Source organism: Streptomyces sp. HNM0575 (genome assembly GCF_012726265.1).
GTDB lineage: Bacteria > Actinomycetota > Actinomycetes > Streptomycetales > Streptomycetaceae > Streptomyces.
Genome location: NZ_JAASAG010000020.1, coordinates 16,534 through 41,867 on the forward strand (window position 1 = coordinate 16,534; position 25,334 = coordinate 41,867).

Sequence of the window (25,334 nt, forward strand, 5' to 3'; positions counted from 1 at the left end):
CCCCGGCTGTGGCCAGCGACCACCCCAGCTGACCGTGCCGGAACGCGAGACCGGCGAGACCCGGGGTGCGAGGCGGCGTGGGCCCGGGCGCGGGTTGTGTCGGCCGGTCAGTGAGGGAGGCCGTAGGGCAAGTCGGTGTGGACGGCGGCGACTTCGAGGAGCCGGTTGTACTTGGCGACGCGTTCGCCGCGGGCCGGAGCACCTGATTTGAGCTGGCCGCAGCCGGTGCCGACGGCGAGGTCGGCGATGAAGGAGTCCTCACTCTCGCCGGAGCGGTGGGAGATCATCTGTGTGTAACCGGCCTCCCGGCAGATGCGCATGGCCTCCAGGGTCTCGGTGACGGTGCCGATCTGATTCACCTTGATGAGCGCGGAGTTGCCGACCTTCCGGCCGATGGCTTCGGTGATGACGCCGGGGTTGGTGACGAAGATGTCATCGCCCATCAACTGGACGCGTCCGCCGAGGCGTTCGGTCAGGCGGGCCCATCCGTCCCAGTCGTCCTCGGCGAGACCGTCCTCAATGCTCCACACCGGGAAGCGGCCGATGATCTCCTCGTAACGGTCGATGAGTTGACCGCTGCTCAGCTCCTGCCCGGCGACACGGTAACGACCCGAGTCGTGGAATTCGCTCGCGGCCGGGTCCAGGGCCACGGCCACGCCGTCCCGCCCCGGCCGGTACCCAGCATCGGTGATCGCGTCCACCAGCAACTCCAGTACGTCCTCGGGCTGTTGGAGAGCCGGCGCGAATCCGCCCTCGTCGCCCAGAGCGGTGGCGTGACCGGCCTCCGCGAGGCGGGCCTTGAGCCGTGCGTAGACTTCCGCGCCGGCACGAACCGCCTCCGCGATGCCCGGCGCCCCTAGGGGCGCGAGCATGAACTCCTGGAAATCCAGGGCGTTCACAGCGTGGGCCCCGCCGTTGACGACGTTGAAGTGCGGCACCGGCAGCCGCGGAACGGTCCGGGAGCGCGCGGCGAGGTACTGCCACAGCTCCTGCCCGCTCTCCGCGGCGTCCGCGCGTGCGGCGGCGAGGGAGACGCCGACGATCGCGTTGGCGCCGAGGGCGGACTTGTTTGCGGTGCCGTCCAGGTCGATCAGTGCCGCGTCCACTTCGGCGGCGGAGGCGAAGGTGCGGCCGATCAAGGCCTGGGCGATCGCTTCGTTGACGTGATCGACGGCCTGGCGGACTCCCTGGCCTCCGAAGCGCCGCTGATCCCCGTCACGCAGTTCGACGGCTTCGCGGGAGCCGGTGGATGCTCCGGAGGGGACGCCTGCGCGGACCAGCGCACCGTTCGCGGTGGCGAGGGTGACCGAAAGGGTCGGGCGGGCACGGGAGTCGAGGACTTCCGTGGCGTCCAGGCGGGCGATGCGTAGCGGCATTCCTCGGTCCTTACGTCTCGGAGTGGACGGTCGGGTCGGTGGCGCGGGCATGCGTGGCGGGCGCATCGGCCCAACAGGTGCAGCGGCGTTGCGTGTTCGTCGCGTCCGGACCGGGCCGTACGGAGACCACGGTGCCCGTACCGGCTCCGGTATCGGCGGTCCGCGCCGTGCTGCCGATCATGTGGGAGAGCTCGTGGACTGCGCGGCGGCGCGCCTGCGGGAGGCGTCGATCTCGGCGTGGGTGTGCTCGAGGTCCGCCCAGTGGGAGCCCTCGACGGACTTGCCCGGCTCGACGTCCTTGTAGACCTCGAAGAAGTGGTTGATCTCCAGCAGGTCGAACCTCGGTATGTCGCCGATGTCCCGCATCTCGGCGTAGCGCGGGTCGGCGGCCGGCACGCACAGCACCTTCTCGTCGGGGCCCTTCTCGTCGGTCATGACGAACATGCCGATCGCTCTGGCGGTGATGGCACAGCCGGGATACGTCGGGTCCCCGCCCAGGACCAGAGCGTCCAGAGGGTCGCCGTCCCGGCCGAGAGTGCCCTCGATGTACCCGTAGTCGGCCGGATAGCGGGTCGCGGTGAACAGCATCCGGTCGAGGCGGATCCTCCCCAACTCGTGATCCATCTCGTACTTGTTGCGCGATCCCTGAGGGATCTCCACGATCACGTCGAACTCCACGGTGACCTCCCGGTCGGATGGGTGCGGTGTGTGCCGAGAGCAAGCCGCCGCCCCGCTTCGGCGCGCGGGTCCGACCGGCCGGTGAAGGCCGGGCCGAGGGCTCGGGGTGCCGGCGACGCCTGTTCCCAGGGCGCGGACCACCGGCGCGGACCGCCGGTAGGACGGAATCTTCGCGGTACGTCGCAGCCTGAGGGGCGGGACGACGGCAGCGGGTGCGGAGGGGTCTGATGGGGCGGACTCGGACATGGCTCCTCCTGGTCGTGTCGTCAACCAGGGACCGTCAGCGGCGTGAGCCGCGGTTGCGGTGAGCCCCATCACCTGCACGCTGGGTGTGCACCTTCAGTGTGCCCCCTCGGCGGGGATTCGGCAGCCCGTCACGGGCGGTCGCCGGTGAAGGCCTGCTCGTGCAAGCGGTGCAGATCGCGCAGGTGCCCGGCTATCGGTGGCACGAGTGAGAGGGCCGGCAGCGCTGAGAGCGGCACGAACTGCGGCTCGTGGCCCCTTTCGAGGGCCTGCGGGCGTCCGTGGACGGGGCCGACCGCGTACATGACGATCTCCGTCAGGAAGCGGTCGGTCGCCGTCTCGTGCAGGTCCACGAGGAAACCGTGGTGCAGGGCGTTCGGTTCCAGGCCGGTCTCCTCGCGCAGTTCCCGCCAGGCGCAGGCGGCCAGGTCCTCGTCGTCCCGGACATGACCGCCGGGAAGCTTCCACACGGTGGAGCCCTGTTCGCTGCCACGTACGAGCAGTACGGACTGACCTCGGAAGACGGCGACGGAACAGCGGGTCTCCACCGCCGCGGGAAATGTGGGCCGCGCCATGACAACCTCCGCTGGTCCGGCACACCCGCCCTGGGCGTGCGCAAAAATCCAGAAGCCATCAGCGGAACCGTCCGCGGTTGCGGCGAGCCTCATCGCCGTACAGGTCCATTCTCGCGCCGGCGCGAGAAGTCCGGAAGTGCCCGGCGGTCACCCGCGGTATTCCCTGGGCTGCCGCGAGGGGATAGCGTGCGTGGCGCACGACGGCGGAGGGGCTCGCCGAAACCGCGACGGCTGCTGTCGCCAACGGTCCCTACCTGATGCCCGCCCAGCGGCGGGCCCGTACAGGTAGGAGAGCCATGCCCCGATTCACGGACCGTGCGGGACCGCTGCGACTCGCTGTCAGCGTCCCGGCGCACGGCCGTCTCCTGTTCTCACCCTGTGGTCCGCATCGCCGGATGCGGCAGTGCGTCCTGCCGCTTTCTCGAAGGGATTTCCTTGATGCCTCTGCTACTGGTGTGCCTCGGCGGGCTCGCCGGCGCAGTCGTGCGCTACATGATCGAGAAGTCCGTCCGGATCCGGGGTGAGAACACGTCCCACTGGAGCGCGTTCGCGGTCAACTTCGCAGGGTGCTTCCTGCTCGGGCTGCTGGTGGGCGAGACGATCAGACTCGGGCTGAGCAGCGGCACGATGCTGCTGGCGGGAGCGGTAACGGCGTTCAGCGTCTTCGGGTACGAGACCCTCCGCCTGCTCCAGCACGGTCTCCACGGCCAAGCGGGTCTGCGGGCCCTGGCCGGCTGGTTGACGGGAACAGCGGCGGCCGCCGCCGGAGTCGTCGTGATCATGGCGTGAGGCGGCCGCACAACCACGGGACGGCGCTTCGCTCTTCGGGCGACCCCTGCCGCACGCCCCGTTGACGTACGGCACACGGGCGCTCACGATAGGCGCAGGCGATGGGGCTCGCCTTCAACCGCGGACGCTTCCGCTGATGGCCTCTACCGACTGACTGCACCACGTCGTGGTGCCTGCCCGGTGGAGGAGAAGGCGATGACGACGCGACGCGAAGCCCCCGAGGGCAGCGAGCCCGCCGATTCCCGAGATCCGCATCCGCCCCGTGCCACGGCGGGGCGGGCGCCGTCGTGAGCGCCGCCTTGCCGGTGCCCCTCGTGCAGGCTCTCCAGCCGCTGACCGTTCTCGTCGCCGCTCCGGGGCTGTCCGGGGTGATCGCACGGGTCGAAGCGCGATTGCAGGGCCGCCGCGGGCCGAGGGTGCTTCAGCCGTACTACGACCTGGCCAAGCTGATGCGGAAGGAGTCCCTCGCCCCGGCAGGCGCGAGCTGGTTCTTCCTGGCCGCGCCGGTGGCGGCGATGACCTGCTATCTGACGGTGCCGCTGTTGATCCCGGTGCTGACCAGCTTCGGCCTGCCTCTGGGGTACATGGGCGACATCATCGGCGGCGGCCTCGTGCTGGCCCTGGCGAGCTTCTGCGTCGCCGTGGCCGCCGCCGAGAGCGGCGGCCCGTACGCACAGCTGGGTGCGAGCCGCGCGAAGACCTTCGGCGCCATCACCGAACCCGTGGTGCTGTTCGTCGTGTTCACCGTCGCGCTCGTGACCGCGACGGATCTGCCCTACGCACAGGCCGCGACCGTGCGCTCCTCCGCGGACCAGATCATCCGGCCCGCACACTTGCTGGCCAGTGCCGCGCTCTTCCTGGTGATCCTCTACGAGACGGGGCGCATCCCCGTCGAGACGCACACCGGCACGAACGAGTTCGGGATGGTCGAGGAGGCGCGGGCCTTCGAGCACTCGGGTCCCTACTTCGCGCTGCTGAAGTGGGGCTCGGCGATGAAGCAACTGATCCTCTACGTACTGCTGATGAACATCTTCGTCGCTCCGTGGGGCCTGGCCTCGGACACCGGGGCGCTCGCCGTCGGGCTCGCGATCCTGGCGCTGCTGGGCAAGGCCGTGGTGCTCGGCTGCGTGGTCGCCGTCATCGACGACAGCTTCGCCAAGCTGCGCCTGTTCAAGATCACGGAGTTTGTGGCGGCGGCGTTCCTGCTGGCCGTGCTGGCGGTCTTCACCCTCTACCTGGGAGGTGGCTGATGGCCGCCGGCTCCGTGGCTGTCGTATTCGCCGAGGGCGGTGTCGCGCCGAGTGCCTTCGAGGGCGCGACCAATACGGTCGCCGTGCTGCTCCTGCTGACCGAGTTCGCGATGCTGCGAGCGGCCCTGTCGCGCTCCCAAGTGCGCCTGTACGCGGTGCAGTCGCTGCTGGTTTCGGCGCTGGCCGGGATCGTGGCAGCCGGGCGGGACATCCCCGAGTTGTATGCGCTGGCCGTGGTGTCGCTGTTGTTCAAGGTCGTCGCGGTGCCGTGGGTGGTCACCCGGCTGTTGCGGGACGCGCAGGTGGAGATCGCCGGTTCCGGTGCGCTGGGGGTGGCCACCGCGACGCTGGTGGCTCTGGCCCTGGCCGGGTTCGGGTTCTTCGCGGTCGGGTCGCTGGACGTGCGCAGCCGCTTCCTTCCGCATGCGGCGCTCGGTCTGTCGGTGGCGATCGTGCTGGTGGCGTTCGTCCTGATGATCGTGCGCCGGGACGTGGTCTCTCAGGCCGTGGGGTTCTTCTCGCTGGAGAACGGGGTGTCGCTGGCCTCGCTGGTGGTGGCCGCCGGGATGCCGCTGATCATCGAAGTGGCCTTCCTCTTCGACCTGCTGGTCGCGGTGGTCGTCTTCGGTGTGCTGATGCGTGTTCACCACCACCGCACCGCCACGCTGTCCACCGAGTCCCTGACGGCGCTGCGGGGGTGAGCCGGCGATGACCGTGGTGCTACTGCTGCTGGCTCTGCTGCCGCTTCTCCCCGCCGTCGCGGCCCTGTCGGCTCCCGCCCGTATCGCTCAGGGGCTCACGCTGGCCTCCGCCGTGGTCTGCTTCGGGCTGGCCCTGGCGCTGGTGCCCGACGCGGGGCGGCGGGACCTGCACGCCGGGATCCTGCGTGTGGACGCCCTGTCGATGGTGTTCGTCCTCGCCACCGCCTTCGTCTACGCGGCGTGTGCCGCCCACAGCATCGGATATCTGCGGCACGACGAGGCAGCCGGCGACTTCCCCCGCTACGCCCGTCGCTTCTACGCGGGCTTCAACCTCTTCGCCTGGTCGATGCTGTGCGCCCCGCTCGTGGACGGGCTGGCGCTGCTGTGGGTCGCCGTGGAGATCACCACCGTGGTCTCGGCGCTCCTGGTCGCGGTGGAGGACACCGAGGGCGCGACCGAGGCCGCCTGGAAATACGTGCTGATCGCCTCGGCCGGGCTGGGAGTGGCGCTGCTCGCCACGATCTTCATGTACTACGCGGGGGCCCAGGTCCTCGGCCAGACCTACGACCTGGCGTTCGCCCCGCTTCTCAAGGCCGCCGGGCAACTGCCGCCTACGGCTGTGCAGTTGGCGTTCGTGCTGGCGGTGCTGGGCTTCGGCACGAAGGTCGGCCTCGTACCGGTGCACACCTGGCTGCCCGACGCGCACGCCGAGGCCCCGACGCCGGTCTCGGCGATGCTGTCCGGCTCGCTGCTGGCCGTCAGCTTCTACGCCGTGCTGCGCTACTACCAGATCACCGCCGCCGCTCTGGGGCCGCACTTCCCGCAGACCGTGCTGCTGGTCTTCGGCGTCGCCTCGCTGTTGCTGGCCGCCCTCTATCTGCTGGGCCAGCACGACATCAAGCGGCTGCTGGCCTACTCCAGCGTCGAGCACATGGGCATCCTCGCGATCGGCGTCAGCTTCGGAGCCCCGCTCGCGCTGGCAGGGGTGCTGCTGCACGTACTCGCACACGCGGCTGCCAAGGGCAACGCCTTCATGGGGGCGGGCGCGATCGTACGGAAGTACCGGACGAAGGAGATCGCTCAACTGCGTGGCGGCCGCGAGGTGTTGCCGTGGTCGGGGCCGCTGTTCCTGCTGGCCGTCCTGGCGCTGTCGGCGATGCCGCCCTTCGGGATCTTCCGCAGCGAGTTCCAGATCGTGGCCGGCGGCTTGCAGTCCGGCCGCAACGGGCCGGCGGCGCTGCTGGTGGTGCTGGTCACGCTGGCCTTTCTGGGCCTGGCCGTCGCCGCCACCCGCATCGTCATGACCCCGGCGACCGCCGCTGCCCCGAGCGGGGCCGCGGCCCTCGGGGACGGGGAGACGGCGCGGCAGGAGCGGGGCGAGCCCAGCGTCTGGATGGTCACGCCTGTTCTGGCCGGGCTGGCGGCCCTGGTTCTCCTGGGCCTGCATCCGCCCGCGGACCTGGCCGAGCTACTGGCCCGCGGAGCCGCCGAGTTGGGAGGCCTGCGATGACACTGCCGGATGCTGCCGCGCCCACGTCGCTGGAGATGCCGCACTGGCGTCGGCAGGTGCTGCGACGGTGCGCCGGAGAAGGGGGCGACCGGTTCGCCGGTCTGTTCGGCGTGGCCGAGGGCGAGGAGAGCATCCGGCTGACCGCGGTGCTCTTCCCTCCGGACGCTGAGGACCCGGTGCTGCTGGAGAGCGTCCTGGGGCCCGGGGAGCGTGCGTATCCCGCGCTGAGTCCCGAGTTGCCGGCTGCCTTCTGGTACGAGCGGGTGCTGCACGATCTCTTCGGTGTACGGCCGCTCGGCCACCCTCGTCCCGACCCGCTGCTGCTGCCTCTGGCCGACCCCGGCCGCGCTCCGCTGCCGGGATCCGCGCGCACACCGGTGCCCGTCGAGCCCGACGAGCAGGCGATTCCCCGCGCGGTCACCGGGCACGGGGTGTTCACCATCCCCCACGGGCCGGTGCGCTCCGGGGTCGTGGAGTCCGTCGAATACCTGGTGGAGACGCCCGGCGAGGACATCCCGCGGGTGCAGATCCGCGTCTTCCACAAGCATCGCGGCGTCTCCAAGCGCTTCGAGCAACTCGCCCCCGACGACGGGGTGTTGATGGCCGAACGCGTCGAGGGCATCGCCTCCGTCGCGCATGCGCTGGCCTTCTGCCACGCCGTCGAGCGCTGCACCGGAGCGAGCGTCCCATGGCCTGCCCAGCTCGTGCGCGTCCTCCATGCCGAACTGGAGCGCGTGGCCAACCATCTCGACGTCATGGTGAAACTCACCGACGCGGCGGGACTCGCCGTGGCCACCGCACGTTTCGGACTGCACAAGGAGCGCGTACTGCGTCTGACCGGCCGGCTGTGCGGCAGCCGCTTCGGCCGCGGCGTGGTCGTGCCCGGAGGGGTCCGTGCCCTGCCCGCTCTCCGTCCGGCCGAACTGCACGAGGAGTTGGGCCTGTTGGAGGCCGCGGTCGCCTCGGACTGGCGGGCCGCGATGGCCACCCCGTCCTTCCTTGACCGGCTGCGGACCACCGGGCCGCTGGCGCCTGTGCTCGCGCGGGCCCACGGTGCGCTGGGCCCGATCGGGAAGGCCTCCGGCTGCGCTCCCGACGCCCGCTACGAGCGCCCCTACGACGCCTACACCGCTCTCGGCCTGGGCCCGCTGCCCGAACACGCCGTGGGCGACGCCCAGGCGCGCACCCAGGTGAGGGGCAGCGAGATCAGCCAGTCCTTCCACCTGCTGCACCAGATCACCGAGGAGCTGCGCGGCCTGCCGGGCGGCATCGACGGTCTGCGCAGCGAGGTGCCGAACGGCGTGACCGGGCAGGCCCTGGGCTGGGCCGAGGCGCCGCAGGGCGAAGTGCTGTACCTGCTGCGGCTGGAGGAGGGGCGCGTGACGCGGTGCGTACCGCGCTCGGCGTCGTTCCACAATCTCGTGCTCTTCCACGAGGTGTTCGCCGGGGACATCCTGACGGACTTTCCGTTCATCGAGGCGAGCTTCGGCCTGTCGATCGCAGGGGTGGCGGTCTGAATGCCCTGGTTCTGGCGCGGGCTGCGCGACGGCGTGGTCACCACCCGCTACCCCGAGCGTCCCGACCCGTACGCGAGCGACTTCCCCGCGGCGATCACCGTACGGTCAGGCGCCCCGCCCCTCTCGCCGCAGGAGGCCGCGGGGCTGTGCCCGACCGGCGCCGTCACCACCGACGACGACGGCAATGCCCGGCTCGACCGCGGTCGTTGCATCCTGTGCGGGCGCTGCACCAAGGTCCGGCCCGACGTCTTCGCCGAGGCCCCCGGCACCGAGACCGCCGCCACTTCCCGCGAAGCCCTCGTGGTCCCGCAGCCGTACGGAGACGATGCGGAACTCGCCGCCGTACGACAGGAGTTGGCCGCGCGCACGGCCCGCTTCCGGCGCTCGCTGCACATCCGCCACGTCGACGCCGGGTCCGACGGCAGCGAGGAGTGGGAGATCGCGGCGCTGCTCAACCCCGTCTACGACATCCACCGGCTGGGGATGTTCCTCACCGCCAGTCCACGCCACGCCGACGTCCTGCTCGTCACCGGCGCCGGCGCCCGCGGCATGGCCGCGCCGCTGCGCCGTACATACGAGTCGACCGCTCAGCCGGTCGTCGTGGTCGCCGTCGGCACCGACGCATGCAGCGGCGGCCTCCACGCGGACTCCTATGCCACGCACTGCGGCGTGCGGAACCTCGTCGACGTGGACATCTGGGTGCCCGGCTCACCGCCGAGCCCCTTCTCGCTGCTGCACGCCCTGCTGATGGCCACCGGGCGGCTGCTGCCCGACGGGGAGGCGACGGGATGAACACCCTTATCGGCGTGGGCCTGTTGATGCTGGCCGTCGGCGCCGCAGCAGACGTCCTCCCGGGTGCGGCGCCGCGTCGCGGCCCGGCGGCGGCCGTCCCGTATCTGGCCTGCGCGGCCGGTTCGGCCTGCCTCGCCGTCACCGGAGCCCTCGCGCTGCGCGACGCCGGCCGCCCGCCGCAGCCCGGTCTCGGCGACTGGCTCGGCTTTGGCGCCAGCCACCTCACCGTGGACCGGTTGTCGGGCCTGTTCTGGCTGCTCACCTTCGCCGTGGCGGTCGCCGCCTGCCTGACCGCAGCGGGTTGGGCACCGGGGCGGGTGCGCGGGCGGGGCACGGGCGCCTGCGCGGCGTTGGTTCTCGCTGCGGTGGCGGTCGTGGAGAGCGCCGACAACGCCTTCCTGTTCCTGCTGGCCTGGGAGGCGCTGACCCTGGGCTTCTACTTCCTCGCGGGCGCCGGCCGCCATCGCGGGACGGCGGCCGGTGACGCGCTTTCCACGCTGGTCTTCGGCAAGGTCTCCGGAGCCTCGTTGCTCCTCGGGCTGCTGCTCGCGGCGTCCGGCACCGGAAGCTTCGCCCTTCCCTCCCTGTCCCGTCTGGAGCCGGGGGTGCTGCACGGCGCCGTATGGACGCTGCTGGTCATCGCCTTCGCCGTCAAGGTCGGCCTCGTCCCCCTCCAGGTGTGGATGCCTCGCGGGTACGCCTCCGCACCGGCCGGGCTGCGCGCGATCATGGCCGGAGTCGCCGTCAACGCGGGCTTCTACGGCCTGTGGCGCACCCTCGGACTCCTCGGCCGCCCACCGGCGTGGCTCGCCGTCGCTCTCCTCCTGGTCGCCGCGCTCACCGCTCTGCTGGGCATCGCACACGCCGCGGCCCAGGGACGGCTGGAACGCGTCATCGCCTACTCCAGCATCGAGAACGCCGGGCTGATCTGCACCGGCTACGCCGTCGCTCTGATCGGCGCCCTCCAGCACAGCCCCCGTCTGACCGCCGTCGGTCTGATCGCGGCCACCCTCCAGGCCACCGCCCACGCCGTCGCCAAGACGTTGCTGTTCGCGGGCGCCGCGTCCCTCGAATCCGCCGCCGGAACAGGCGACTTGGAGGAACTGCGGGGAAGCGCCCGCCGGCTGCCCTGGGCAGGCACCGGCGTCGCCATCGGAGCCGTCACACTCGCCGGACTGCCGCCGACCGCGGGCTTCGTCTCCGAGTGGTTCCTCCTCGAATCCCTCCTCCAGCAGTTCCGGCTGCCCCACCTCCCCTATGCGCTGGCGCTGGCCGCCGCCGGGGCACTGATCGCGCTCACCGCGGGCTTCGCCGGCGTGACCTTCGTCCGCATCGTCGGCATGGTCGTGCTCGGTCCGCTCGACAAGGAGCGGCCACGCCGCGAGTCGCGCCGCACCGACCTCGGCGCCTGCGGCCGCGCCGGCATGCTGATGCTGGCGGTGGGCGGCCTGGCCGTCGCCGCCCTCACACCGCTTCAAGTCCGGGTCGTCTCCGCCGGGTTGGCGGATCTCGTCCCGGTCGCCACCAGCTCGGGCGCACTGAAGTCCCCCTGGATCGTGCAGCCCGTCTTCGGCGAGTTCTCCGTCCTCTCGCCGTCGTGGCTGTGGGTCGTCATGCCGCTGATGCTGGCCGCCGTCGCAGCCGTACTGCTCCTCGGCGGCTCCCGCGGCGGCGCCCTGCGGGTCCGGCGCACCCCCGCCTGGCGCTCGGCCGGCGGCGGCGTCCAGGGCGGCGACCAGTACACCCCCTTCGGTTACGCCAACCCCACGCGCCGCATCCTCGCCGCGGTGCTGCTCACCCGGACCCGTACGCGCACGCTCCCGTCGTCCTCCACGGCCGGTGCCACCGGAGGGGCCGAGCCCGCCGAAGGCACCACCGCCGGCGCCACCGCCGGCCCCACCGTCACCAGCGGCGTGCTGGGGTACTCCTCCGACGTCGTCGAAGTCGTCGAGGCCTACCTCTACCGGCCGCTCAGAAGGCCACTGCGCTCCCTCGTCTCCGCGGCCAAGCGCCTCCAGTCCGGGCGCCTTGACGCCTATCTCGCCTACATGCTCATCGCCCTGGTCGCCGTGCTCGCCCTCGTGGCGGGCCTGGCGTGACGTAAGGAGAACGCCACGATGTCATCCGGCCCGTTCCGCAGGATCCTGGTCGGCTGGGACGCCTCACCGGCCGCCCACACGGCACTGGCCACGGCGTTCACCCTCGCGGACGGGGACGGCGTCGTCATCGCCCGTGCCGTGCTGGCTCCGCCCCGGCACGTCGAGACCAGCGGCGAAGGGACCCGGGAACTCGACGCTCAACGCCGGTGGTTGAGCGAGCAGTACGACAGCACTGTCCGCTCCGCGACCCCGCACGGCGCCCGTGCCCGCCTCGAATGGAGCGAGAGCACCGACATCCCCGCCGACCTGTGCGCGGGAGCCGAAGACCACGGATGCGACCTGATCGTCGTCGGCCGCCACGGCGAGAACGGCCACCTGCGCACCACCGGCCTCGGCCCGGTGGCGCGCGCCGTCCCCGAAGGCACACATCTTCCCGTCCTGCTGGTGAGCCCCGCCGCGGACTTGTGACCAACGGCCTTTCTGCACAGGGGAATCGCCGGTGTCCGCCGCCTCGCTCCCTGACGCCGGCCGCTCTTGACGGGCCGTCCGCTCGGCAGTTCACTGCACAGCAGGCGATGGATCCCGCCTGGGCGTGCTGCGCCCGAACCGCCTCACGAGGCTGACGGTTCCTGGCGACCCGATGTCAGCGATCGAGCCCGGGAGGCGCACCGTGCACTGCTACGACTGTCACAGCCTGGAGGGGACGGCAACTCCCGTGCTGGCGACCTGTGTTCACTGCGGTGCGGGGCTCTGCGCCGCGCACGCCAACGCCACCCCTCACAGCGTCCACCGGGTCACCGGCACCGGGACCGCCCTGCAACCCACCGCCGCCCGGCGCATCTTGTGCACCACATGTCACAAGGCCCAGTCGCATCAGCTGTCCTGACCGACGTCCGGCTTCGGCCCGGAGGTGAGACTCCGGGCCGAAGCCGGACGATCGGGAGTCCGCCGGCCCGGCGGACTGTCAGCTCTCGGGCTCCGGAGCCGGAACCCTTCCTGGTTCCTGCTCCTCGTGTGTCGGCAGATAGCGGCCGATCAGCGGGCGGTAGGCCGCAGCGCCGAGCAGTCCGCCGACGAGCGGCCCGATGATGGGAACCCAGAAGTAGAAGTTGCCGTACTGATCTCGCCAGGCGCCGTCATAGCCGGTGAGGAAGCTGGCCAGCCGCGGCCCGAAGTCCCGCGCGGGATTGATGGCGTAGCCGGCGTCGGTACCCCACGCCATGCCGATCGCCACGACGAGCAAGCCGATGATGAGCGGCCCGAGGTTGGCACCGGGTGCGGTGTTCAGCAGATCGGTCACGGCGAAGATGACGAAGAGCAGGATCGCCGTGCCGATGATCTGGTCGCGCAGGGCTCCCCATTCACTGACCGGCAGAGCGCCGTTCCCGGGGAGGGTCGAGAAGACGGTCTGCGACTTGAGGGTGTGACCCGGGTCGGCCTTCGCCAGCACCTCGGTGTAGTTCCAGCGCACCAGCAGCGCGGCGACGAACGCACCGGCGGTCTGCGCGAGTACGTAGGGACCGACCTTGCTCCACGAGAATCCCCGGAAGGCCGCCATGGCCACCGTCACCGCGGGGTTGATGTGAGCGCCGCTGACCCGCGCCGCCACGTACACGCCGAGCGTGACGCCCAGGCCCCAGGCCCACGCGATGCTGTCGTGATCACCAAGCGTGCCGTTTCCGCCGACCACCTGAGCGACCACGCCGCATCCGAACAGGATGAGGATGAGGGTGCCCGCGAACTCTGCTGACAGTTCGCCAACTGCCGTTTTCGATATGCCTTTTGCCATAAGTTGCCCGCCTCCAGAACGACCCGGACGAGTGTGACGTAGACCATAGGGGGTGAACCGCTTCCGAGGGCAGACGGACGTACCAATTCCGGATGTTCGTTCACGGCGGGACGGCGTGCCCCCGCTCCGGGGCCGACGCCCGGTGGCCTGCTCAGACCGGGGTCGTCGGCGCGCGGGATCGTGCGCAGGACCGCAGTCCGGATGCGCCCGCCGGAGCTGTGTCGCGACCGGGTATCCTCGCGCTGTGGCTGCTTCTGCGGATCCCCCGGCAGCCGCACGGCGGTGGGGCCCGCCGTACCCCAACCGCGGCGAGGTCGCCGCCAACGGTCCCTACTCGGCTGGGTGGCGCTCCGCCCTGAGCGCCTGGCGAGTAGGAGGACGTGTGCATGGGAGTTCGTTCCGGGTCTCCAGTGGCTGAGCCCACCGATCCCGATGTCGATCTGCACGTGCCCGCGCAGCGGCGTGAGCTGCTGCGCGGGCGGTGGCCGGTGCTGGTCGCGGTCGCCCTCGGAGGGGCCGTGGGAAGCGGGCTCAGATACGGGGCATCGCTGATATGGCCCGTCGCCTCCGGCGGGGTCCCCTGGACGACGCTGTGGGTCAACGTCACCGGCTGCGCCGTGATCGGCGTGTTCATGGTGGTGATCTCGGATGTGTGGGCGGCCCACCGCCTGGTGCGGCCGTTCTTCGGCACCGGTGTGCTCGGCGGCTACACCACCTTCTCCACCTACGCGGTGGACGTCGAGCGCCTGGTGGACGCCGGCCGGGCGCGGGCCGGGCTGGCGTATATGACGGGCACGCTGCTGGCCGCGCTGGTAGCAGTGTGGAGTGCGGTGTGGATCACTCGCCGCGTACTGGCGTGGAGGACGCGATGACCAGGCTGACAGGTACGGCACTGCGCGTGACGATCTTCATCGGCGAGATGGACCAGTGGCATCACAAGCCGCTCTACACCGAGATCGTGCACCGCGCGCACAAGGCGGGGCTCGCGGGCGCGAGCGTCTTCCGGGGCATCGAGGGGTTCGGCGCCTCGTCCCTGATCCACACCCAGCGACTGCTGTCGATGAGCGAGGACCTGCCCGTGGCGATCGTGATCGTCGACTCGCACGAGCGGATCCACGACTTCCTGCCGCAGCTGGACGAACTGGTCAGCGAGGGCCTGGTGATCCTCGACGACTGCGAGGTCATCCGGTACGTGGGACGAGGAGCGGACGAATGAACTGGCTGCTGGTGCTCGTCGGTGGGGCGATCGGTGCGCCGCTGCGCTATCTGACCGACCGGGCGGTGCAGACCCGGCACGACACGGTCTTCCCGTGGGGCACGTTCGCCGTCAACGTCGTCGGCTGCCTGGTCCTGGGGCTCCTGACCGGGGCCTCCGTGGCGGGAGCGGCACCGTCACAGCTCATGCTCTTCCTCGGCACCGGCCTGTGCGGGGCGCTGACGACGTACTCGACGTTCTCCTACGAGACGCTTCGGCTGGTGGAGGACGGTGCCGGCTTCTATGCGGCGGCCAATGTCGTCGCGAGCGTCGTGGCAGGGCTCGGCGCCGTCTTCGTCGGCATAAGCGTCGCCGAGGCCGTGTGGGGATGAGCGTCCCGGTACGGTCCCGTACCGCTGCGGCGGACGGGACGGGCGCCTGCGCGAACGGGACCGGCGCCTGCGCGAACGGGCCTGGCGCCTGCGCGGACGGCGCGACACCGTCAACGTGCGGCAGGGCACCCGGAGTTGAGAGGGCGTTGACCGGGCCGCCGCATGGAGGCACGAAGGTGCTGTCAGCGCACCGCCCGGAGTATCCCGCATCCCACCGTGATCGTCAGCCCGGACATGGCCAGTACGTCACTGCCAACGCCCGCCCCCAGCACCGTCAGGGCCACTCCGAGCAGGGCGATCACCACGGGGCCCGCATTGCGAAGAGCGACCGACCGCTTCAGCCGCGACATGCGGTACGCGAGCAACGGCTCTTCAGCGGTCAGGAACGCTTCGATCCGGGCCAGGTCGTTGCGTTCGTCGTCGGACAGGGCCATGGCAGCGGTCACACGGCCCGGGCGCGCAGCGCAAGCCGCCGCCGAGGACACCGCTGGGGACGGGCAGGCAGATCGGATGGAAGCGACGGTTCGCCGTTCGCAGCGAGGGACCGGACATGCATATACGTCTCCTACCTGTCGAGGTAGGGACCATTGGCAGCCGTACGGCCGCAGTTGTCGGCGAGTCCCTCCGCCGCTGATCGGAAGCCATCGTAGGGAGTCCGCGGTGCCGCGTCGACATCGCGCGCATCGCGTGACGTGGTCGGGGCACCGGTCGGCGCCGTCACGCGATGTGCAGCTGGATCCCGATCCACGTGATGGCGACTCCGCCGAGACCCATGGCGAGGACCCACCGTCCGGTACTCCCCGCAAGGATGCGTGCGAGCACCGCACCGAGCGCCATCAGGGCCGCGACGACCACCACGATCACACCCCAGGCGGGGCCCGGGATGAGTGCGCCGACCATGAGCGGGAGCGCCGCGGCGAGGAAGCCCGAGGTGGAGGCGACCAGGGATGCCGTCAGGGCGCGGTAGCGTGCGAGCCGACCGAGCCGAGTGGTGGCCAGCTGTCCGCGACGGGTGAGGTTCAGCTGCTCGGAGGCGCGGGTCAACTCGGCCCGCCGTTCGGCATAGTCGGCGACGAACACCGTGAAGGCGCTCGTCACCAGTGCGACGCAACCCACCCGTACCGACAGGAAGAGATCGACGCCGGCGCCGCTGCTCGTCAACGAGTCGGCGGAGAGCGTCAGCGCGGTCAGCAAGCCGTCGGTCAGACCCAGCACCAGCGGGAGGCGGGTTCGCACCGCCCACCGGCGCAGAGCATCGTTCATCGCGACCGGCTGCTGTGCTCGAGCATGTACGCGCCGGCCACCACCTGGTCCACGCTGTGCAGCACGGCACCGGTTCGCTGGATGGCGTCGACCACGGCAGCCACGTCGATGTCCTGGCCTTCGACGGTGACGTCGGTGCCGACGGTCTCGATGTCGATCTCGGTGACGGAGATGTTCACCGCCTCCACGCCGCTGGTGCTCTCGATCGCGCGGGCGAGGTCCACCAACTCGGGCTCGTTGACGGTCTTGTCCACGTCGAGTACCAGCCTGCGGATCGGCATGTCGTGCTCCTCGCTCCGGCAACGCTCAGCGTCCAGATCGTCTCCTGGGCACTACCGCCGAAGATAGCGAAGCGGAATGGCACTCACCCGGCATCGGGCGGTGCGTCGCGGACTCCGCCCGACCCGGGTCCGGCCGGGTCTGGCGGGGTCGGGCCGGGCCGTTGTGCCCGTGCGGACGGAAGAGGTGGGCGCACGCTCCTCGGCCGAAGCGGAAGCTCACCGATCCGCAGCCGCCAGGCGCACGATGCGGAGGAACCCGTCGGGCTCGTGCGGGTGGGAGCTGGTCATCTCGAGCCTGATGCGGGTGGTCCGCACCGGGTCGAAGCCGATGCGGGTGGGCTCGCCCGAACCGGATCCCCAGGTGATGTGCGGGTGGTCCACGGGCACGTACTCCTCGCCGTTCCAGTAGCTCACCGCCACTGCCTTCGGCAGCGCGTGCGCGTCGTCCGCGGTGAACGACACTTCGACAGCCCTGATCCGGCGGCGGTCCGGCCACGCCAGCGACACCCAGTCCCGGGCGTGCGCGGCGCTGATCTCCGGCAACAGGGCCGTCGCTGCCATGCGGTACTGGTTGGACCAGCCGGTGGCCGGGTCGTCGTCGAGCATGGCCGCGGGCAGGGTGTCGGGTGCCCCGGAGAAGCTCGCGTCGGCGTGCGGTCCGCCGGACGCGGTGCCGGCGGCGGAACGGGCACCGGAAGCACGGGCCGGAGCCGGGCCGTCAGCACGGTCCTCCTGCGCCCGGCCATGGCCGCCGGTGGTCCGGATGCGCGCCGAGTCGGGACGCAGCCGTGCCGACCGGGCGGTGACGGTGATGGGGCCGGAGCCCCGCCCGGCCTGCACGATCGCGAGGGCCTTGCCGTGGAAGGCGTCCCGGTCGGCGGACTGGTAGTTCTCCGCGCTCTCCTGCTGCCCGTTGTCCGCGCCGAGGAGTCGCGCGCCGTTCGGGCCGGTCACCGTGAAGCTCAAGGCGTCGTCCGCACTGGGCACCAACACGCCTCGCGCGTCGGTGACTTCGGCGGTGACGAAGACCAGGGACCGCCCGTCCGCGGTGACTTCCTCACGGTGCGGGGTGAGCCGGACCGCGGCGGGCTCGCCAGCCGTGCGGAGCACGTCGCGGGCGACCTCGGCGCCTTCACGCCGGGCGACCGCGACGAGCTTGCCCGGCGCGAAAGGCACCTTCCAGGTCAGATGCAGCCTGCCCGCGCTTCCGTTCGGGCTGGTGTAACTGCCGGGGTACGGGCCGGAGGTGACCGTCTTGTCGTCGTGCGTCGCCTCGGTCGTCTCCAGGTAGGCGCGGCCGTACTCGGTGGTCTTGCGGTCGAAGGCGCGGACGCCCAACGAGCGGCCGTTGAGGAAGAGTTCGACGGTGTCGGCGTTGCTGTAAGCCCACACCGTGACCTCTTCCTTCGGACGGTGGCCCGTCCAGTCCATCGGCACCAGGTGGACCATCGCCTCCTCGCTCCACCGGCTGCGGAAGAGGAAGAACTGGTCCTTGGCGAAGCCCGCGGTGTCGACCGCCCCGAAGAAGGACGACTTGACGGGGAAGACGTCGTCGTACGGTGTGGGCTCCCCCAGGTAGTCGATGCCCGACCACAGGAACTGACCGGCGAAGAACTCCCGGTCACGGTCCTTCTTGAGGCCGTACTCGCCGCTCATCGTCCAGCTCTCGAGGTTGTTGTCGTAGGACGAGGCGCCGCGGCTCCCCGGGGTGTGGTTCTCGCCGGTGTTGAGCTGGTCCGGGTTGTCGTACACGCCACGCGAGGAGGTGCAGGAGGACGACTCGGACTCGAAGAGGAAGGTGCCGGGATACTTCGCGTGCAGGGCGTCGACCGAGGCCGCCGTGTTGTAGTTCAGGCCGACGCCGTCGAGCATCCGCAGGATCCGGTCCTGCGGTGAGCCGTCCTCGGGGACCGTTCGGTACTTGTCGGAGCCCAGCACGACCGGACGGGAGGCGTCGACGGACCGGACGGCGGCGACGAGCCGCTCGGCGATGGGCACGCCGGCCTCGCTGGTGCTGTCCGGGATCTCGTTGCCGATGGACCACATCACCACGGCGGGCGAGTTCTTCGCGGCGTGCACCATCTCCTTCACGTCGGCGTCGCTGTGCTCGTCGAAGAAACGGCCGTAGTCGTAAGGGTTCTTCGGCGTGCGCCAGCAGTCGAACGCCTCGACCATCATCACGATGCCCAACTCGTCGCACAGGTCGACCAGTTGCGGTGCCGGCGGGTTGTGCGAGGTGCGCAGCGCGTTGACGCCCATCGTCCGCATCGTCGTCAACTGCCGTTCGGCGGCGTCTCGGTGGAAGGCGGAGCCGAGCGCACCCAGGTCGTGGTGCAGGTTGACGCCCTTCAGCTTCGTCCGCCGATCGTTCAGGCTGAATCCGTGTGCCGGGTCGAAGGCGAACCAGCGCAGGCCGAAGCGGGTCGTGGTCTCGTCGACGGTCTTGCCCGCGGCGGTGATCCTGGTGACGGCGGTGTAGAGGTGCGGCGTGGCCGTGGACCACAGCCGGGGGCCGTCCAGCCGCAGTTCCACCCGGGTGGAGCGCGGCTCGCCGTCCAGATCGGCCGGCGCGGCGGCCCGCGCCACCTCCCTGCCGTCCCCGTCCTTCACGACGACCGACACCTCGGCGCGTACGGAACGGCCGGACTCGCTGACCGCGGTGGCGTCCACACGTACGTCGGCGTGGCCCGCCGCGTGGGCTTCGGCGAGCTTCGGGGTGGTCACGGTGACGCCGTGACGGGTGAGGTGCACCGGATCGGTCACGACGAGGCGGACGTCACGGTAGATGCCACTGCCCGAGTACCAGCGGCTGCTCGGCATCTGGTTGCGCACCTTCACGGAGAGGGTGTTCGGTGTCGTGCCGTCAGTGTGGGCCAGTTCCGTCAGGTCCACCGCGAAGCCTGTGTAGCCGTACGGATGAGCGGCCACGAGGCGGCCGTTGAAGTGGACGTGGGCGTCCATGTAGACGCCGTCGAACTCGACCGACAGGCGCTTGCCGGCCATGGCGGGCGCGAGCGTGAAGGTCTTCGCGTACCAGCCGAGTCCGCCCGGCAGATAGGCGGTTCCCGCGGTGGTGTGGTCGCTCTTGCGGGGGTCGAGGCCGATGCTCCAGTCATGCGGCAGGTCGACGTCATGCCATGCGGGGTCGTCGCCGCCCGGCTGCCCGGCGTCCGCCCCGGTGGTGTTGACCAGCGCGAAACGCCATCCGTCACGGAGGTCCACCGTGCGTCCGGAGGCCGGCGTGATCTGCGGGGCCTCCGGGGCGGCCGCAGCAGCCGATGCGATCCCGGTCCCTGACGTCGCGAGCATCCCGCCGGCTGTGAGTCCGGCACCCCCCAGGACCGCCCCTCGTCGCGAGATCGCCATCTCCTGCCTCCCCACTCGGAGTTCTCGCCTCACGGCCGGCGGCGCACGGCGCCCATCGGCGGAACACCCGGAGTGTGTGGGACTTGTAGAGCCCGGTCAACAGAAATCACCAGAACTCCTCAAGAACCAGCACCGGTTGGGGACCGACGGCCATGCCGGCCGGTGCCATGCGTACGGACCGGTGCGGAGTCCATCAAGGTCCATCGGGGGCCGTGGGGGGCCAGGAAGGCCCAACTCGCCTACTGCTCAGCCCCGTTCCCACAGACCCCGGTAGCGGATCACGGGCCTCTCCAGCCGAAGCCCGTACTCACACTGGGCACCCGTCGCCGTAAGAGTGATCGTCCCGGGATCCGAGGGAAGAGCGGCGCTGATGGCCGCCGACTCGCCGTCCCTCCTGCCCAGAACCCCCGACGCGATCTCCCTCTCCCCGTCGATGGTGATCGTCCATCCCACGCCCGCGGTCTCGTCCGGACATCCGGAGCCCGGCGCTTCAGGCGCGGAGAACACAAGCCTCGCGGTGAACCGCCGGTCCATCACCATCACAGGCGACCGGGGAAAAGGGGCGAACGTGGCCCACAAGTCCCCAGAGGAGGTCAACGTGCCATGGGAGCGCACGCCGCGCCATACGTACGACGGCGCCGACGATCCCCCTCCCGGCGAGCCCTTGATCTCTTTGACCGGGAGACTCCCCACGTCATATTCGAGGCCTGCCCTGCGGCTTCCGTAAGAGACCAGCGACGACAGCACGAGCACGAACGCCGTCACGGCTCCGAGACAGCCCGCGACCCACAGCCATCCGTCCCTGCCGGTCCTCGCGGCCTTCGCATCCCTCCGGCCGGCCGGGGGCTCCGCGTCGGAACCCCGTGCGCCATGTTCGCCTTCTCTCCCGGGTGAACCACCGTCCTGTGAAGGGGAGTTCACGGTGTCGGCGCGGCCGGCGCGGCCGGCGGCGTCCGTCCCGGCGGCGCCGTCGAGGAGTTCACCGCGAACAACGTCTTCCGGTCGCTGGCCGGCATCGCCCTCCTCCGCCGGCACCGTGAGATCGAGCTTTCCGCTCAGCTCGTCCAACTGGGCGGCCTGCTCTCTCAGCCGCTCCTCGGAGACCTCCAGGAGGTGGTCGACTTCGTACAGCGGAGCCAGACCGAGCTCCTCCGCCCCCGCGAACTGCCCGCGGTCCGTCTCTGCCGTCTCAGGCTCCGGCCGGCGGTCCGTCCCGCGATCACGCAGACGCTCCTCGACCAACCGCCGCGTCGCCAGCCGGACTTCCTCGGCCTTCTCACGCTCACGACGCGCCCGGACGAGCTGCTTCCTCGCCGTCACCAACCGGCCCCGGGACGCGGCCAGTTCCTCGGTCAGCCCGGGAGCGGCCGCACGTGACCGCTTCTCCGCTTCGAGCCGTGCCACCCGCTCCTGTAGCGAATTCACCAGTTCCAGCAGCCAGAAGACCAGTGCATAAGCGCCACGCGCCTCATCCCCCGCCTTGATCTGCAACCTGCGCGCGTCATCGAGCCGGATCGCCAGCTCTTCCGCCGTCTCCGCACGGCGCGGAGCCGGCACCTGCTCCTGCCGTACCCGGTCCTGTGTAGCGGCCACGGCGACACCGGCATCGTCACCGCCCAGGGCAGCGTCGCCGGCGAGGATCTGCCGGTGCCGCCGTCGCAGCTCCGGCCCCGGGTCGATGCCCAGCTCCTCGCCCAGCACCTTGCGCGCCGTGTCGTAGACCGCCAGCGCCTCGCCCTGCCGGCCGGCCCGGAACAGAGCCACCATCAACAGCGCGGCGCATCGCTCCCGCAAGGGGAACTCGGCGACCAGCCGCGTCAGTTCGGGCACCAGCCGCCCGTGGCGCCCCAACTCCAGGTCGGCGTCGATCCGTTCTTCGAGCACGGCGGTCCGCAACTCCGCCAGCCGCTCGCGCTCCCCGTCCAGGACCACGCTGGAGACGCCTTCGAGCACCGGGCCCGCCCACAGGGCCAGCGCTCCCTCCAACTCCCCTGCGGCGCCCCGGACATCGCCCCGCAACAGCGCCTCACGACCTCGGGCAACGCGACGCTCGAAGACGGTGAGATCGAGCCCGTCCGGTCCGACCCGGAGCACATAGCCGTCGCCCGACCACACCAGAACGCCCGACCGCGATCGCGCCGCCCGGCCCGGCTCCAGCACCCGCCGCAGTCCCGACACATACTTCTGCAACTGGTTCACCGCGTACGCGGGCGCGGGGTCGCCCCACACCGCCTGGATCAACCGCTCCCGCCCCACCGGCCGGTTCGCATGCAGCAACAGCACGGCCAGCACCGCACGTTGCCGCGCGGGCCCCACATCCAGCGGCTCCTCTCCCCGCCAGGCCCGTACGGGGCCGAACACCGCAAACCGCAGCAGCCCTAACCGCCCCTCCGCGTCCTCCGCGCCCGCGTCCGCCAACCCCGTCACCCTCCGCATCGATCAGCCCCCACCGCACACGGGGAGAGGACCAGCATCGCCCATCGCACCCCGGTTCCTGTTCCCGATCCCGATCTCCGTCCGCCAGGGCGACGGGCGACCCGCGACCCGCGACCGGCGACCGGCGACCGCGCGAGCAGGCAGCACGGGCCCGGGGACCTCCGCCACCCGGCGTTACCGTCGGAAGAGAGGCAGAGGGAAGGCGGAGGGAAGGGAGACCCGGATGTCATCCCGGATGCTGCACCAGGCCGCACTCGACCAGCTGCGCTCAGGCTTCACCGGCACGCTGCTGGCCCCCGGAGACCCCTCATACGAGGAGACCCGGCACGTCTTCAACGCCATGATCGACCGCTCCCCCGCCATGATCGCCCTGCCAGGCAACGAAGCGGAGGTCGCCAAGGCCATCGCCTACGGCCGCCGCGAGGACCTGGAGATCGCCGTGCGCGGCGGCGGGCACAGCGTCGCCGGGAACTCCGCGTCGGACGGGCTCGTCATCGACCTCCGCCACATGAACACCGCCGCCGTCGACCCGGAGGCGAGAACGGTACGCGTGGGCGGCGGCGCCACGATGGCCGATCTCGACGGCGCCACACAGCCCTACGGCCTGGCCACCACCGGCGGACGCGTCTCGTCGACCGGGGTCGGCGGCTTCGTCCTCGGCGGCGGATCGGGCTGGCTGGAACGCGCCTTCGGCCTGGCCTGCGACAACCTGCTGGCCGCGGAGATGGTCACGGCCGACGGCGATCTCGTACGGGCCACCGGGCACACGCACGGCGAGCTGTTCTGGGCGCTGCACGGCGGCGGGGGCAATTTCGGCGTGGTGACATCCCTGACGCTGCGGCTGCATCCTCTGCCCGCCCTGACCGCGGCACTGCTGCTCTGGCCACCGCAGGCGGGGCCCGAAGTCACCCGTGCCTACCGGGACTTCATGGCCGCGGCGCCGGACCAGGTGGGCGGCGGGCTGATCTACCTGACGGCGCCGGATGAGCCGTTCGTCCCCACAGAGCTGGTGGGGAAGCTCGTCTGCATGGTGCTGATCACGTACACGGGGCCGGAGGCGCAGGCACGCGAGGTCATGGCGCCGATGCTCGGGCTCGGCCATGCGGGAGAGATGATCGCTCAGCTTCCATACGCACAGTTGCAGAGCATGCTCGACGACCCTCCCGGCTACCGCAACTACTGGTCCGCGGAGCATCTGGACGCCTTCCCCGACGAGGCCGTGGACGAATTCTGCGCACGGGCCGCCGACATGATCGTCCCCTCCCCCTCCCAGCACGTCCTGTTCCCTGAGGGCGGAGCGGTCGCGCGGGACGCGGACCTGTATCCGCTGCCCTGGCGGCACGCGCCCTGGACGGTGCATCCCTTCGGGCTCTGGGACGATCCCGCCGACGACGCACGCGGCAAGCAGTGGGCCCGCGCGCTGCGCAGCGATCTGAAGCCGTGGGCGAGCGGCTCCGTCTACCTCAACTTCATCGGGCAGGAGGGCGCCGACCGCGTCGTCGCCGGCTTCGGGCAGGACAACTACCGGCGCCTGGCCGAAGTCAAGGCCCACTACGACCCCGGCAACGTCTTCCATCACAACCACAACATCAGGCCCGCCACGTGAAACACGCGGCCGTTTAGACCCCGGAGCAGAACAGCTGCAAGCATGGGGACGGTCGCGGCTTTCCGGGGCGGTGCGCGGTGTACGTACACGTCGTCGTGGGTTCCGGAGCCGGCCGCCGACCGACGCAGGGCCCGTAGAAGGAACTTTGGAGAGGAGTCGACATGTCGTCGAAGCGTCGCCGGAAGAAGAAGGCGCGTCGCAAGAACGCGGCCAACCACGGCCGCAAGCCCCAGACTTGAGGGACGGCCTCAGGCAACTCCGGCGTCCCCCGCCCAGTCGGCGTCGCCGCCGGTGGAGACCCGGAACGGCCGCTCGTCCACTGCCCGCACGGCGTGGACGGGCGGCCGTTTCGCGCGGCGGGCGCTGCTGCCGCCAGTGCGGCGAGCGGCGCCGGTGCACACTCCCCGTGTCCGTGCGGGAGCCGCCGGTCGCGGCCCTCTCGTACCCTCGCCGTCCTAGCCATGCCCGCCGTCCTAGCCGTGCCCGCCGTCCTCGCCGTGCCCGACGGTACGAAGCGGGTCGCGAACGGCGGCCGGACAGCTGCCGGAAGGCCCGCCCGCGGGTGCATGATCCGGTGCTGCCGTGGCTACCCCGGTAGACGGTGACCACGAGCGACCGCGAGCCGGAAGGGGAAGCGCTGATGATCTCGGAGCCGGTCTCGGTGGCGGTGCCCGGCAATGTGGAGCTGCCCGGAGACCTCGATGTGCCCCCGTCCCCGCGTGGGGTGGTGCTGTTCGTACACGGAAGCGGAAGTTCCCGGCACAGCCCGCGCAACCGCGCGGTCGCCGAGGAGCTGCGGCGGCACGGATGGGGCACGCTGCTGATCGACCTCCTCAGCGAGGACGAGGAGCGGGCCGACGCCGCGACCGGCCAGCACCGATTCGACATCGCCCTGCTCGCCGAACGCACGGTGACGGCCGTCGACTGGCTCGGCAAGCATCCCGTGACCGAGGCTCTTCAGGCGCATCTCTTCGGCGCCAGTACGGGGGCTGCGGCGGCGCTGGTCGCAGCGGCGGGGCGGTACGGGCCGGTCGTCTCGGTGGTCTCCCGCGGCGGACGGCCCGACCTCGCGGGCGATGCGCTGGGGCGGGTGGAGGTGCCCGTACTGCTGCTGGTGGGCGGCAGGGACCAGCAGGTGCTGGAGCTGAACCGTGAGGCGGCGCAGCTGCTGCGCCCGGAGCACCGGGTCCAGGTCGTGCCGGGGGCGACGCATCTCTTCGAGGAGCCCGGCGCGCTCGAGCAGGTGGCGGCGGCAGCGCGTGAGTGGTTCATGCATGCGGCCGAGGCGCATGCGGAGGGCCGCGGTCTGCGCTGACGGCACCTGCGCTCACCGTCGGCGTCGCGGCTGCGGGCGGGGGCGAACGTACGACGGCTACGGCTACGGCTACGGCGGCGCCGCGCCCGGCGCTGAACTGCCGTATCGGAGGCGGAAGTTGCGAAGGCGTGGCGTGTGACGTGTGACCCGCCGGCAGTGGT

General features: G+C 71.1%; 24 protein-coding genes and 4 riboswitches. Of the genes, 14 read left to right on the forward strand and 10 right to left on the reverse strand.

What is annotated here, in order from left to right; translation table 11 throughout:
• Positions 1 to 107 precede the first annotated feature (107 nt).
• From eno to HCC61_RS29300, 4 genes are all read right to left on the reverse strand, one after another.
• Entirely contained in the window at positions 108 to 1,376 is a 1,269-nt protein-coding gene (eno, locus tag HCC61_RS29285; RefSeq protein WP_169140768.1) for a phosphopyruvate hydratase, read from the reverse strand.
• A gap of 10 nt (positions 1,377 to 1,386) precedes the next feature.
• Positions 1,387 to 1,557, reverse strand: coding sequence for a hypothetical protein (locus tag HCC61_RS29290; protein WP_169140770.1), 171 nt, complete (start codon positions 1,555 to 1,557; stop codon positions 1,387 to 1,389).
• Entirely contained in the window at positions 1,554 to 2,054 is a 501-nt protein-coding gene (locus tag HCC61_RS29295) for an inorganic diphosphatase (RefSeq protein WP_169140772.1), read from the reverse strand. Before HCC61_RS29295 ends, HCC61_RS29290 begins: the two co-directional genes overlap by 4 nt.
• Before the next feature lie 264 nt (positions 2,055 to 2,318).
• A riboswitch (Fluoride riboswitch) is annotated at positions 2,319 to 2,382 on the reverse strand.
• 46 nt (positions 2,383 to 2,428) lie between these two features.
• Positions 2,429 to 2,872, reverse strand: a complete 444-nt coding sequence (locus tag HCC61_RS29300) for an NUDIX domain-containing protein (protein ID WP_206323168.1) — start codon at positions 2,870 to 2,872, stop codon at positions 2,429 to 2,431.
• A gap of 42 nt (positions 2,873 to 2,914) precedes the next feature.
• Positions 2,915 to 2,978: riboswitch (Fluoride riboswitch) on the reverse strand.
• 332 nt (positions 2,979 to 3,310) lie between these two features.
• Here HCC61_RS29300 and HCC61_RS29305 point away from each other — a divergent pair.
• The 9 genes from HCC61_RS29305 (at position 3,311) to HCC61_RS29345 (ending at position 12,416) form a co-directional block, all read left to right on the forward strand.
• On the forward strand, positions 3,311 to 3,661 hold the full coding sequence (locus HCC61_RS29305) for a CrcB family protein (protein WP_169140776.1): 351 nt from the start codon (positions 3,311 to 3,313) through the stop codon (positions 3,659 to 3,661).
• Positions 3,662 to 3,749: 88 nt separating this feature from the next.
• Positions 3,750 to 3,814, forward strand: a riboswitch (Fluoride riboswitch).
• 134 nt (positions 3,815 to 3,948) lie between these two features.
• Positions 3,949 to 4,911: an NADH-quinone oxidoreductase subunit H gene (locus HCC61_RS29310; protein WP_169140778.1), complete on the forward strand. Its 963-nt coding sequence runs from the start codon at positions 3,949 to 3,951 to the stop codon at positions 4,909 to 4,911.
• Complete coding sequence (locus HCC61_RS29315) at positions 4,911 to 5,612, forward strand: hydrogenase (RefSeq protein ID WP_169140780.1); 702 nt, start codon at positions 4,911 to 4,913, stop codon at positions 5,610 to 5,612. Before HCC61_RS29310 ends, HCC61_RS29315 begins: the two co-directional genes overlap by 1 nt.
• Before the next feature lie 7 nt (positions 5,613 to 5,619).
• Entirely contained in the window at positions 5,620 to 7,122 is a 1,503-nt protein-coding gene (locus tag HCC61_RS29320) for a proton-conducting transporter membrane subunit (RefSeq protein ID WP_169140782.1), read from the forward strand.
• The gene (locus HCC61_RS29325) at positions 7,119 to 8,639 is read left to right on the forward strand and encodes an NADH-quinone oxidoreductase subunit C (RefSeq protein ID WP_240969403.1); all 1,521 of its coding nucleotides are present in this window, start codon (positions 7,119 to 7,121) and stop codon (positions 8,637 to 8,639) included. The genes HCC61_RS29320 and HCC61_RS29325 overlap by 4 nt, the downstream gene beginning before the upstream one ends.
• On the forward strand, positions 8,640 to 9,431 hold the full coding sequence (locus HCC61_RS29330; protein WP_169140784.1) for an NADH:ubiquinone oxidoreductase: 792 nt from the start codon (positions 8,640 to 8,642) through the stop codon (positions 9,429 to 9,431).
• Positions 9,428 to 11,530 (forward strand): proton-conducting transporter membrane subunit, encoded by a 2,103-nt coding sequence (locus HCC61_RS29335; protein ID WP_206323169.1) that lies wholly within the window; start codon positions 9,428 to 9,430, stop codon positions 11,528 to 11,530. The genes HCC61_RS29330 and HCC61_RS29335 overlap by 4 nt, the downstream gene beginning before the upstream one ends.
• 18 nt (positions 11,531 to 11,548) lie before the next feature.
• Positions 11,549 to 11,998: a universal stress protein gene (locus HCC61_RS29340; protein WP_169140786.1), complete on the forward strand. Its 450-nt coding sequence runs from the start codon at positions 11,549 to 11,551 to the stop codon at positions 11,996 to 11,998.
• Positions 11,999 to 12,092: 94 nt separating this feature from the next.
• Positions 12,093 to 12,169, forward strand: a riboswitch (Fluoride riboswitch).
• Position 12,170: 1 nt separating this feature from the next.
• Positions 12,171 to 12,416: a DUF2180 family protein gene (locus tag HCC61_RS29345; protein ID WP_206323170.1), complete on the forward strand. Its 246-nt coding sequence runs from the start codon at positions 12,171 to 12,173 to the stop codon at positions 12,414 to 12,416.
• Positions 12,417 to 12,494: 78 nt separating this feature from the next.
• Here HCC61_RS29345 and HCC61_RS29350 read toward each other — a convergent pair whose 3' ends face one another.
• Positions 12,495 to 13,319 (reverse strand): MIP/aquaporin family protein, encoded by an 825-nt coding sequence (locus HCC61_RS29350; protein ID WP_169140788.1) that lies wholly within the window; start codon positions 13,317 to 13,319, stop codon positions 12,495 to 12,497.
• 386 nt (positions 13,320 to 13,705) lie between these two features.
• Here HCC61_RS29350 and crcB (HCC61_RS29355) point away from each other — a divergent pair, with 386 nt between their 5' ends.
• The 3 genes from crcB (HCC61_RS29355) to crcB (HCC61_RS29365) are packed head-to-tail and all read left to right on the forward strand — an operon-like array spanning position 13,706 to position 14,906.
• Positions 13,706 to 14,191 carry a fluoride efflux transporter CrcB gene (gene crcB, locus HCC61_RS29355; protein ID WP_169140789.1) on the forward strand — a complete coding sequence of 162 codons (486 nt, stop codon included), beginning with the start codon at positions 13,706 to 13,708 and terminating at the stop codon, positions 14,189 to 14,191.
• Positions 14,188 to 14,535, forward strand: coding sequence for a DUF190 domain-containing protein (locus HCC61_RS29360; protein WP_169140791.1), 348 nt, complete (start codon positions 14,188 to 14,190; stop codon positions 14,533 to 14,535). The genes crcB (HCC61_RS29355) and HCC61_RS29360 overlap by 4 nt, the downstream gene beginning before the upstream one ends.
• Positions 14,532 to 14,906 carry a fluoride efflux transporter CrcB gene (gene crcB / locus HCC61_RS29365; RefSeq protein WP_169140793.1) on the forward strand — a complete coding sequence of 125 codons (375 nt, stop codon included), beginning with the start codon at positions 14,532 to 14,534 and terminating at the stop codon, positions 14,904 to 14,906. The genes HCC61_RS29360 and crcB (HCC61_RS29365) overlap by 4 nt, the downstream gene beginning before the upstream one ends.
• 182 nt (positions 14,907 to 15,088) lie before the next feature.
• Here the strand turns inward: crcB (HCC61_RS29365) and HCC61_RS29370 are convergent, their stop codons facing one another.
• The 5 genes from HCC61_RS29370 to HCC61_RS29390 form a co-directional block, all read right to left on the reverse strand.
• Positions 15,089 to 15,340: a DUF3040 domain-containing protein gene (locus HCC61_RS29370; RefSeq protein ID WP_169140795.1), complete on the reverse strand. Its 252-nt coding sequence runs from the start codon at positions 15,338 to 15,340 to the stop codon at positions 15,089 to 15,091.
• A gap of 283 nt (positions 15,341 to 15,623) precedes the next feature.
• On the reverse strand, positions 15,624 to 16,169 hold the full coding sequence (locus HCC61_RS29375; protein WP_169140798.1) for a hypothetical protein: 546 nt from the start codon (positions 16,167 to 16,169) through the stop codon (positions 15,624 to 15,626).
• Entirely contained in the window at positions 16,166 to 16,450 is a 285-nt protein-coding gene (locus tag HCC61_RS29380; protein ID WP_169140800.1) for a DUF211 domain-containing protein, read from the reverse strand. Before HCC61_RS29380 ends, HCC61_RS29375 begins: the two co-directional genes overlap by 4 nt.
• Positions 16,451 to 16,666: 216 nt before the next feature.
• Positions 16,667 to 19,816 (reverse strand): glycoside hydrolase family 2 TIM barrel-domain containing protein, encoded by a 3,150-nt coding sequence (locus HCC61_RS29385; RefSeq protein ID WP_169140801.1) that lies wholly within the window; start codon positions 19,814 to 19,816, stop codon positions 16,667 to 16,669.
• Positions 19,817 to 20,062: 246 nt separating this feature from the next.
• Entirely contained in the window at positions 20,063 to 22,252 is a 2,190-nt protein-coding gene (locus HCC61_RS29390) for an AfsR/SARP family transcriptional regulator (RefSeq protein WP_169140802.1), read from the reverse strand.
• Positions 22,253 to 22,475: 223 nt separating this feature from the next.
• On the opposite strand from HCC61_RS29390, the gene HCC61_RS29395 reads away from it, so the two are divergent.
• Both HCC61_RS29395 and HCC61_RS29400 read left to right on the forward strand, forming a co-directional pair.
• Positions 22,476 to 23,858 carry an FAD-binding oxidoreductase gene (locus HCC61_RS29395; protein WP_169140803.1) on the forward strand — a complete coding sequence of 461 codons (1,383 nt, stop codon included), beginning with the start codon at positions 22,476 to 22,478 and terminating at the stop codon, positions 23,856 to 23,858.
• A gap of 640 nt (positions 23,859 to 24,498) precedes the next feature.
• Complete coding sequence (locus tag HCC61_RS29400; protein ID WP_169140820.1) at positions 24,499 to 25,173, forward strand: dienelactone hydrolase family protein; 675 nt, start codon at positions 24,499 to 24,501, stop codon at positions 25,171 to 25,173.
• Positions 25,174 to 25,334: the final 161 nt, after the last annotated feature.

Excerpts from the sequence above, each read along its gene's own strand:
- HCC61_RS29370 (WP_169140795.1), bottom strand. The coding sequence starts at position 15,340 with ATGGCCCTGTCCGACGACGAACGCAACGACCTGGCCCGGATCGAAGCG.
- HCC61_RS29400 (WP_169140820.1), top strand. The coding sequence starts at position 24,499 with ATGATCTCGGAGCCGGTCTCGGTGGCGGTGCCCGGCAATGTGGAGCTG.
- crcB (WP_169140793.1), top strand. The coding sequence starts at position 14,532 with ATGAACTGGCTGCTGGTGCTCGTCGGTGGGGCGATCGGTGCGCCGCTG.
- HCC61_RS29385 (WP_169140801.1), bottom strand. The coding sequence starts at position 19,816 with ATGGCGATCTCGCGACGAGGGGCGGTCCTGGGGGGTGCCGGACTCACA.
- HCC61_RS29345 (WP_206323170.1), top strand. The coding sequence starts at position 12,171 with ATGTCAGCGATCGAGCCCGGGAGGCGCACCGTGCACTGCTACGACTGT.
- HCC61_RS29340 (WP_169140786.1), top strand. The coding sequence starts at position 11,549 with ATGTCATCCGGCCCGTTCCGCAGGATCCTGGTCGGCTGGGACGCCTCA.
- HCC61_RS29395 (WP_169140803.1), top strand. The coding sequence starts at position 22,476 with ATGTCATCCCGGATGCTGCACCAGGCCGCACTCGACCAGCTGCGCTCA.
- HCC61_RS29305 (WP_169140776.1), top strand. The coding sequence starts at position 3,311 with ATGCCTCTGCTACTGGTGTGCCTCGGCGGGCTCGCCGGCGCAGTCGTG.
- HCC61_RS29375 (WP_169140798.1), bottom strand. The coding sequence starts at position 16,169 with ATGAACGATGCTCTGCGCCGGTGGGCGGTGCGAACCCGCCTCCCGCTG.
- crcB (WP_169140789.1), top strand. The coding sequence starts at position 13,706 with ATGGGAGTTCGTTCCGGGTCTCCAGTGGCTGAGCCCACCGATCCCGAT.
- HCC61_RS29350 (WP_169140788.1), bottom strand. The coding sequence starts at position 13,319 with ATGGCAAAAGGCATATCGAAAACGGCAGTTGGCGAACTGTCAGCAGAG.
- HCC61_RS29290 (WP_169140770.1), bottom strand. The coding sequence starts at position 1,557 with ATGATCGGCAGCACGGCGCGGACCGCCGATACCGGAGCCGGTACGGGC.
- HCC61_RS29380 (WP_169140800.1), bottom strand. The coding sequence starts at position 16,450 with ATGCCGATCCGCAGGCTGGTACTCGACGTGGACAAGACCGTCAACGAG.
- HCC61_RS29360 (WP_169140791.1), top strand. The coding sequence starts at position 14,188 with ATGACCAGGCTGACAGGTACGGCACTGCGCGTGACGATCTTCATCGGC.
- HCC61_RS29335 (WP_206323169.1), top strand. The coding sequence starts at position 9,428 with ATGAACACCCTTATCGGCGTGGGCCTGTTGATGCTGGCCGTCGGCGCC.
- eno (WP_169140768.1), bottom strand. The coding sequence starts at position 1,376 with ATGCCGCTACGCATCGCCCGCCTGGACGCCACGGAAGTCCTCGACTCC.
- HCC61_RS29300 (WP_206323168.1), bottom strand. The coding sequence starts at position 2,872 with ATGGCGCGGCCCACATTTCCCGCGGCGGTGGAGACCCGCTGTTCCGTC.
- HCC61_RS29320 (WP_169140782.1), top strand. The coding sequence starts at position 5,620 with ATGACCGTGGTGCTACTGCTGCTGGCTCTGCTGCCGCTTCTCCCCGCC.
- HCC61_RS29325 (WP_240969403.1), top strand. The coding sequence starts at position 7,119 with ATGACACTGCCGGATGCTGCCGCGCCCACGTCGCTGGAGATGCCGCAC.
- HCC61_RS29330 (WP_169140784.1), top strand. The coding sequence starts at position 8,640 with ATGCCCTGGTTCTGGCGCGGGCTGCGCGACGGCGTGGTCACCACCCGC.
- HCC61_RS29390 (WP_169140802.1), bottom strand. The coding sequence starts at position 22,252 with ATGCGGAGGGTGACGGGGTTGGCGGACGCGGGCGCGGAGGACGCGGAG.
- HCC61_RS29315 (WP_169140780.1), top strand. The coding sequence starts at position 4,911 with ATGGCCGCCGGCTCCGTGGCTGTCGTATTCGCCGAGGGCGGTGTCGCG.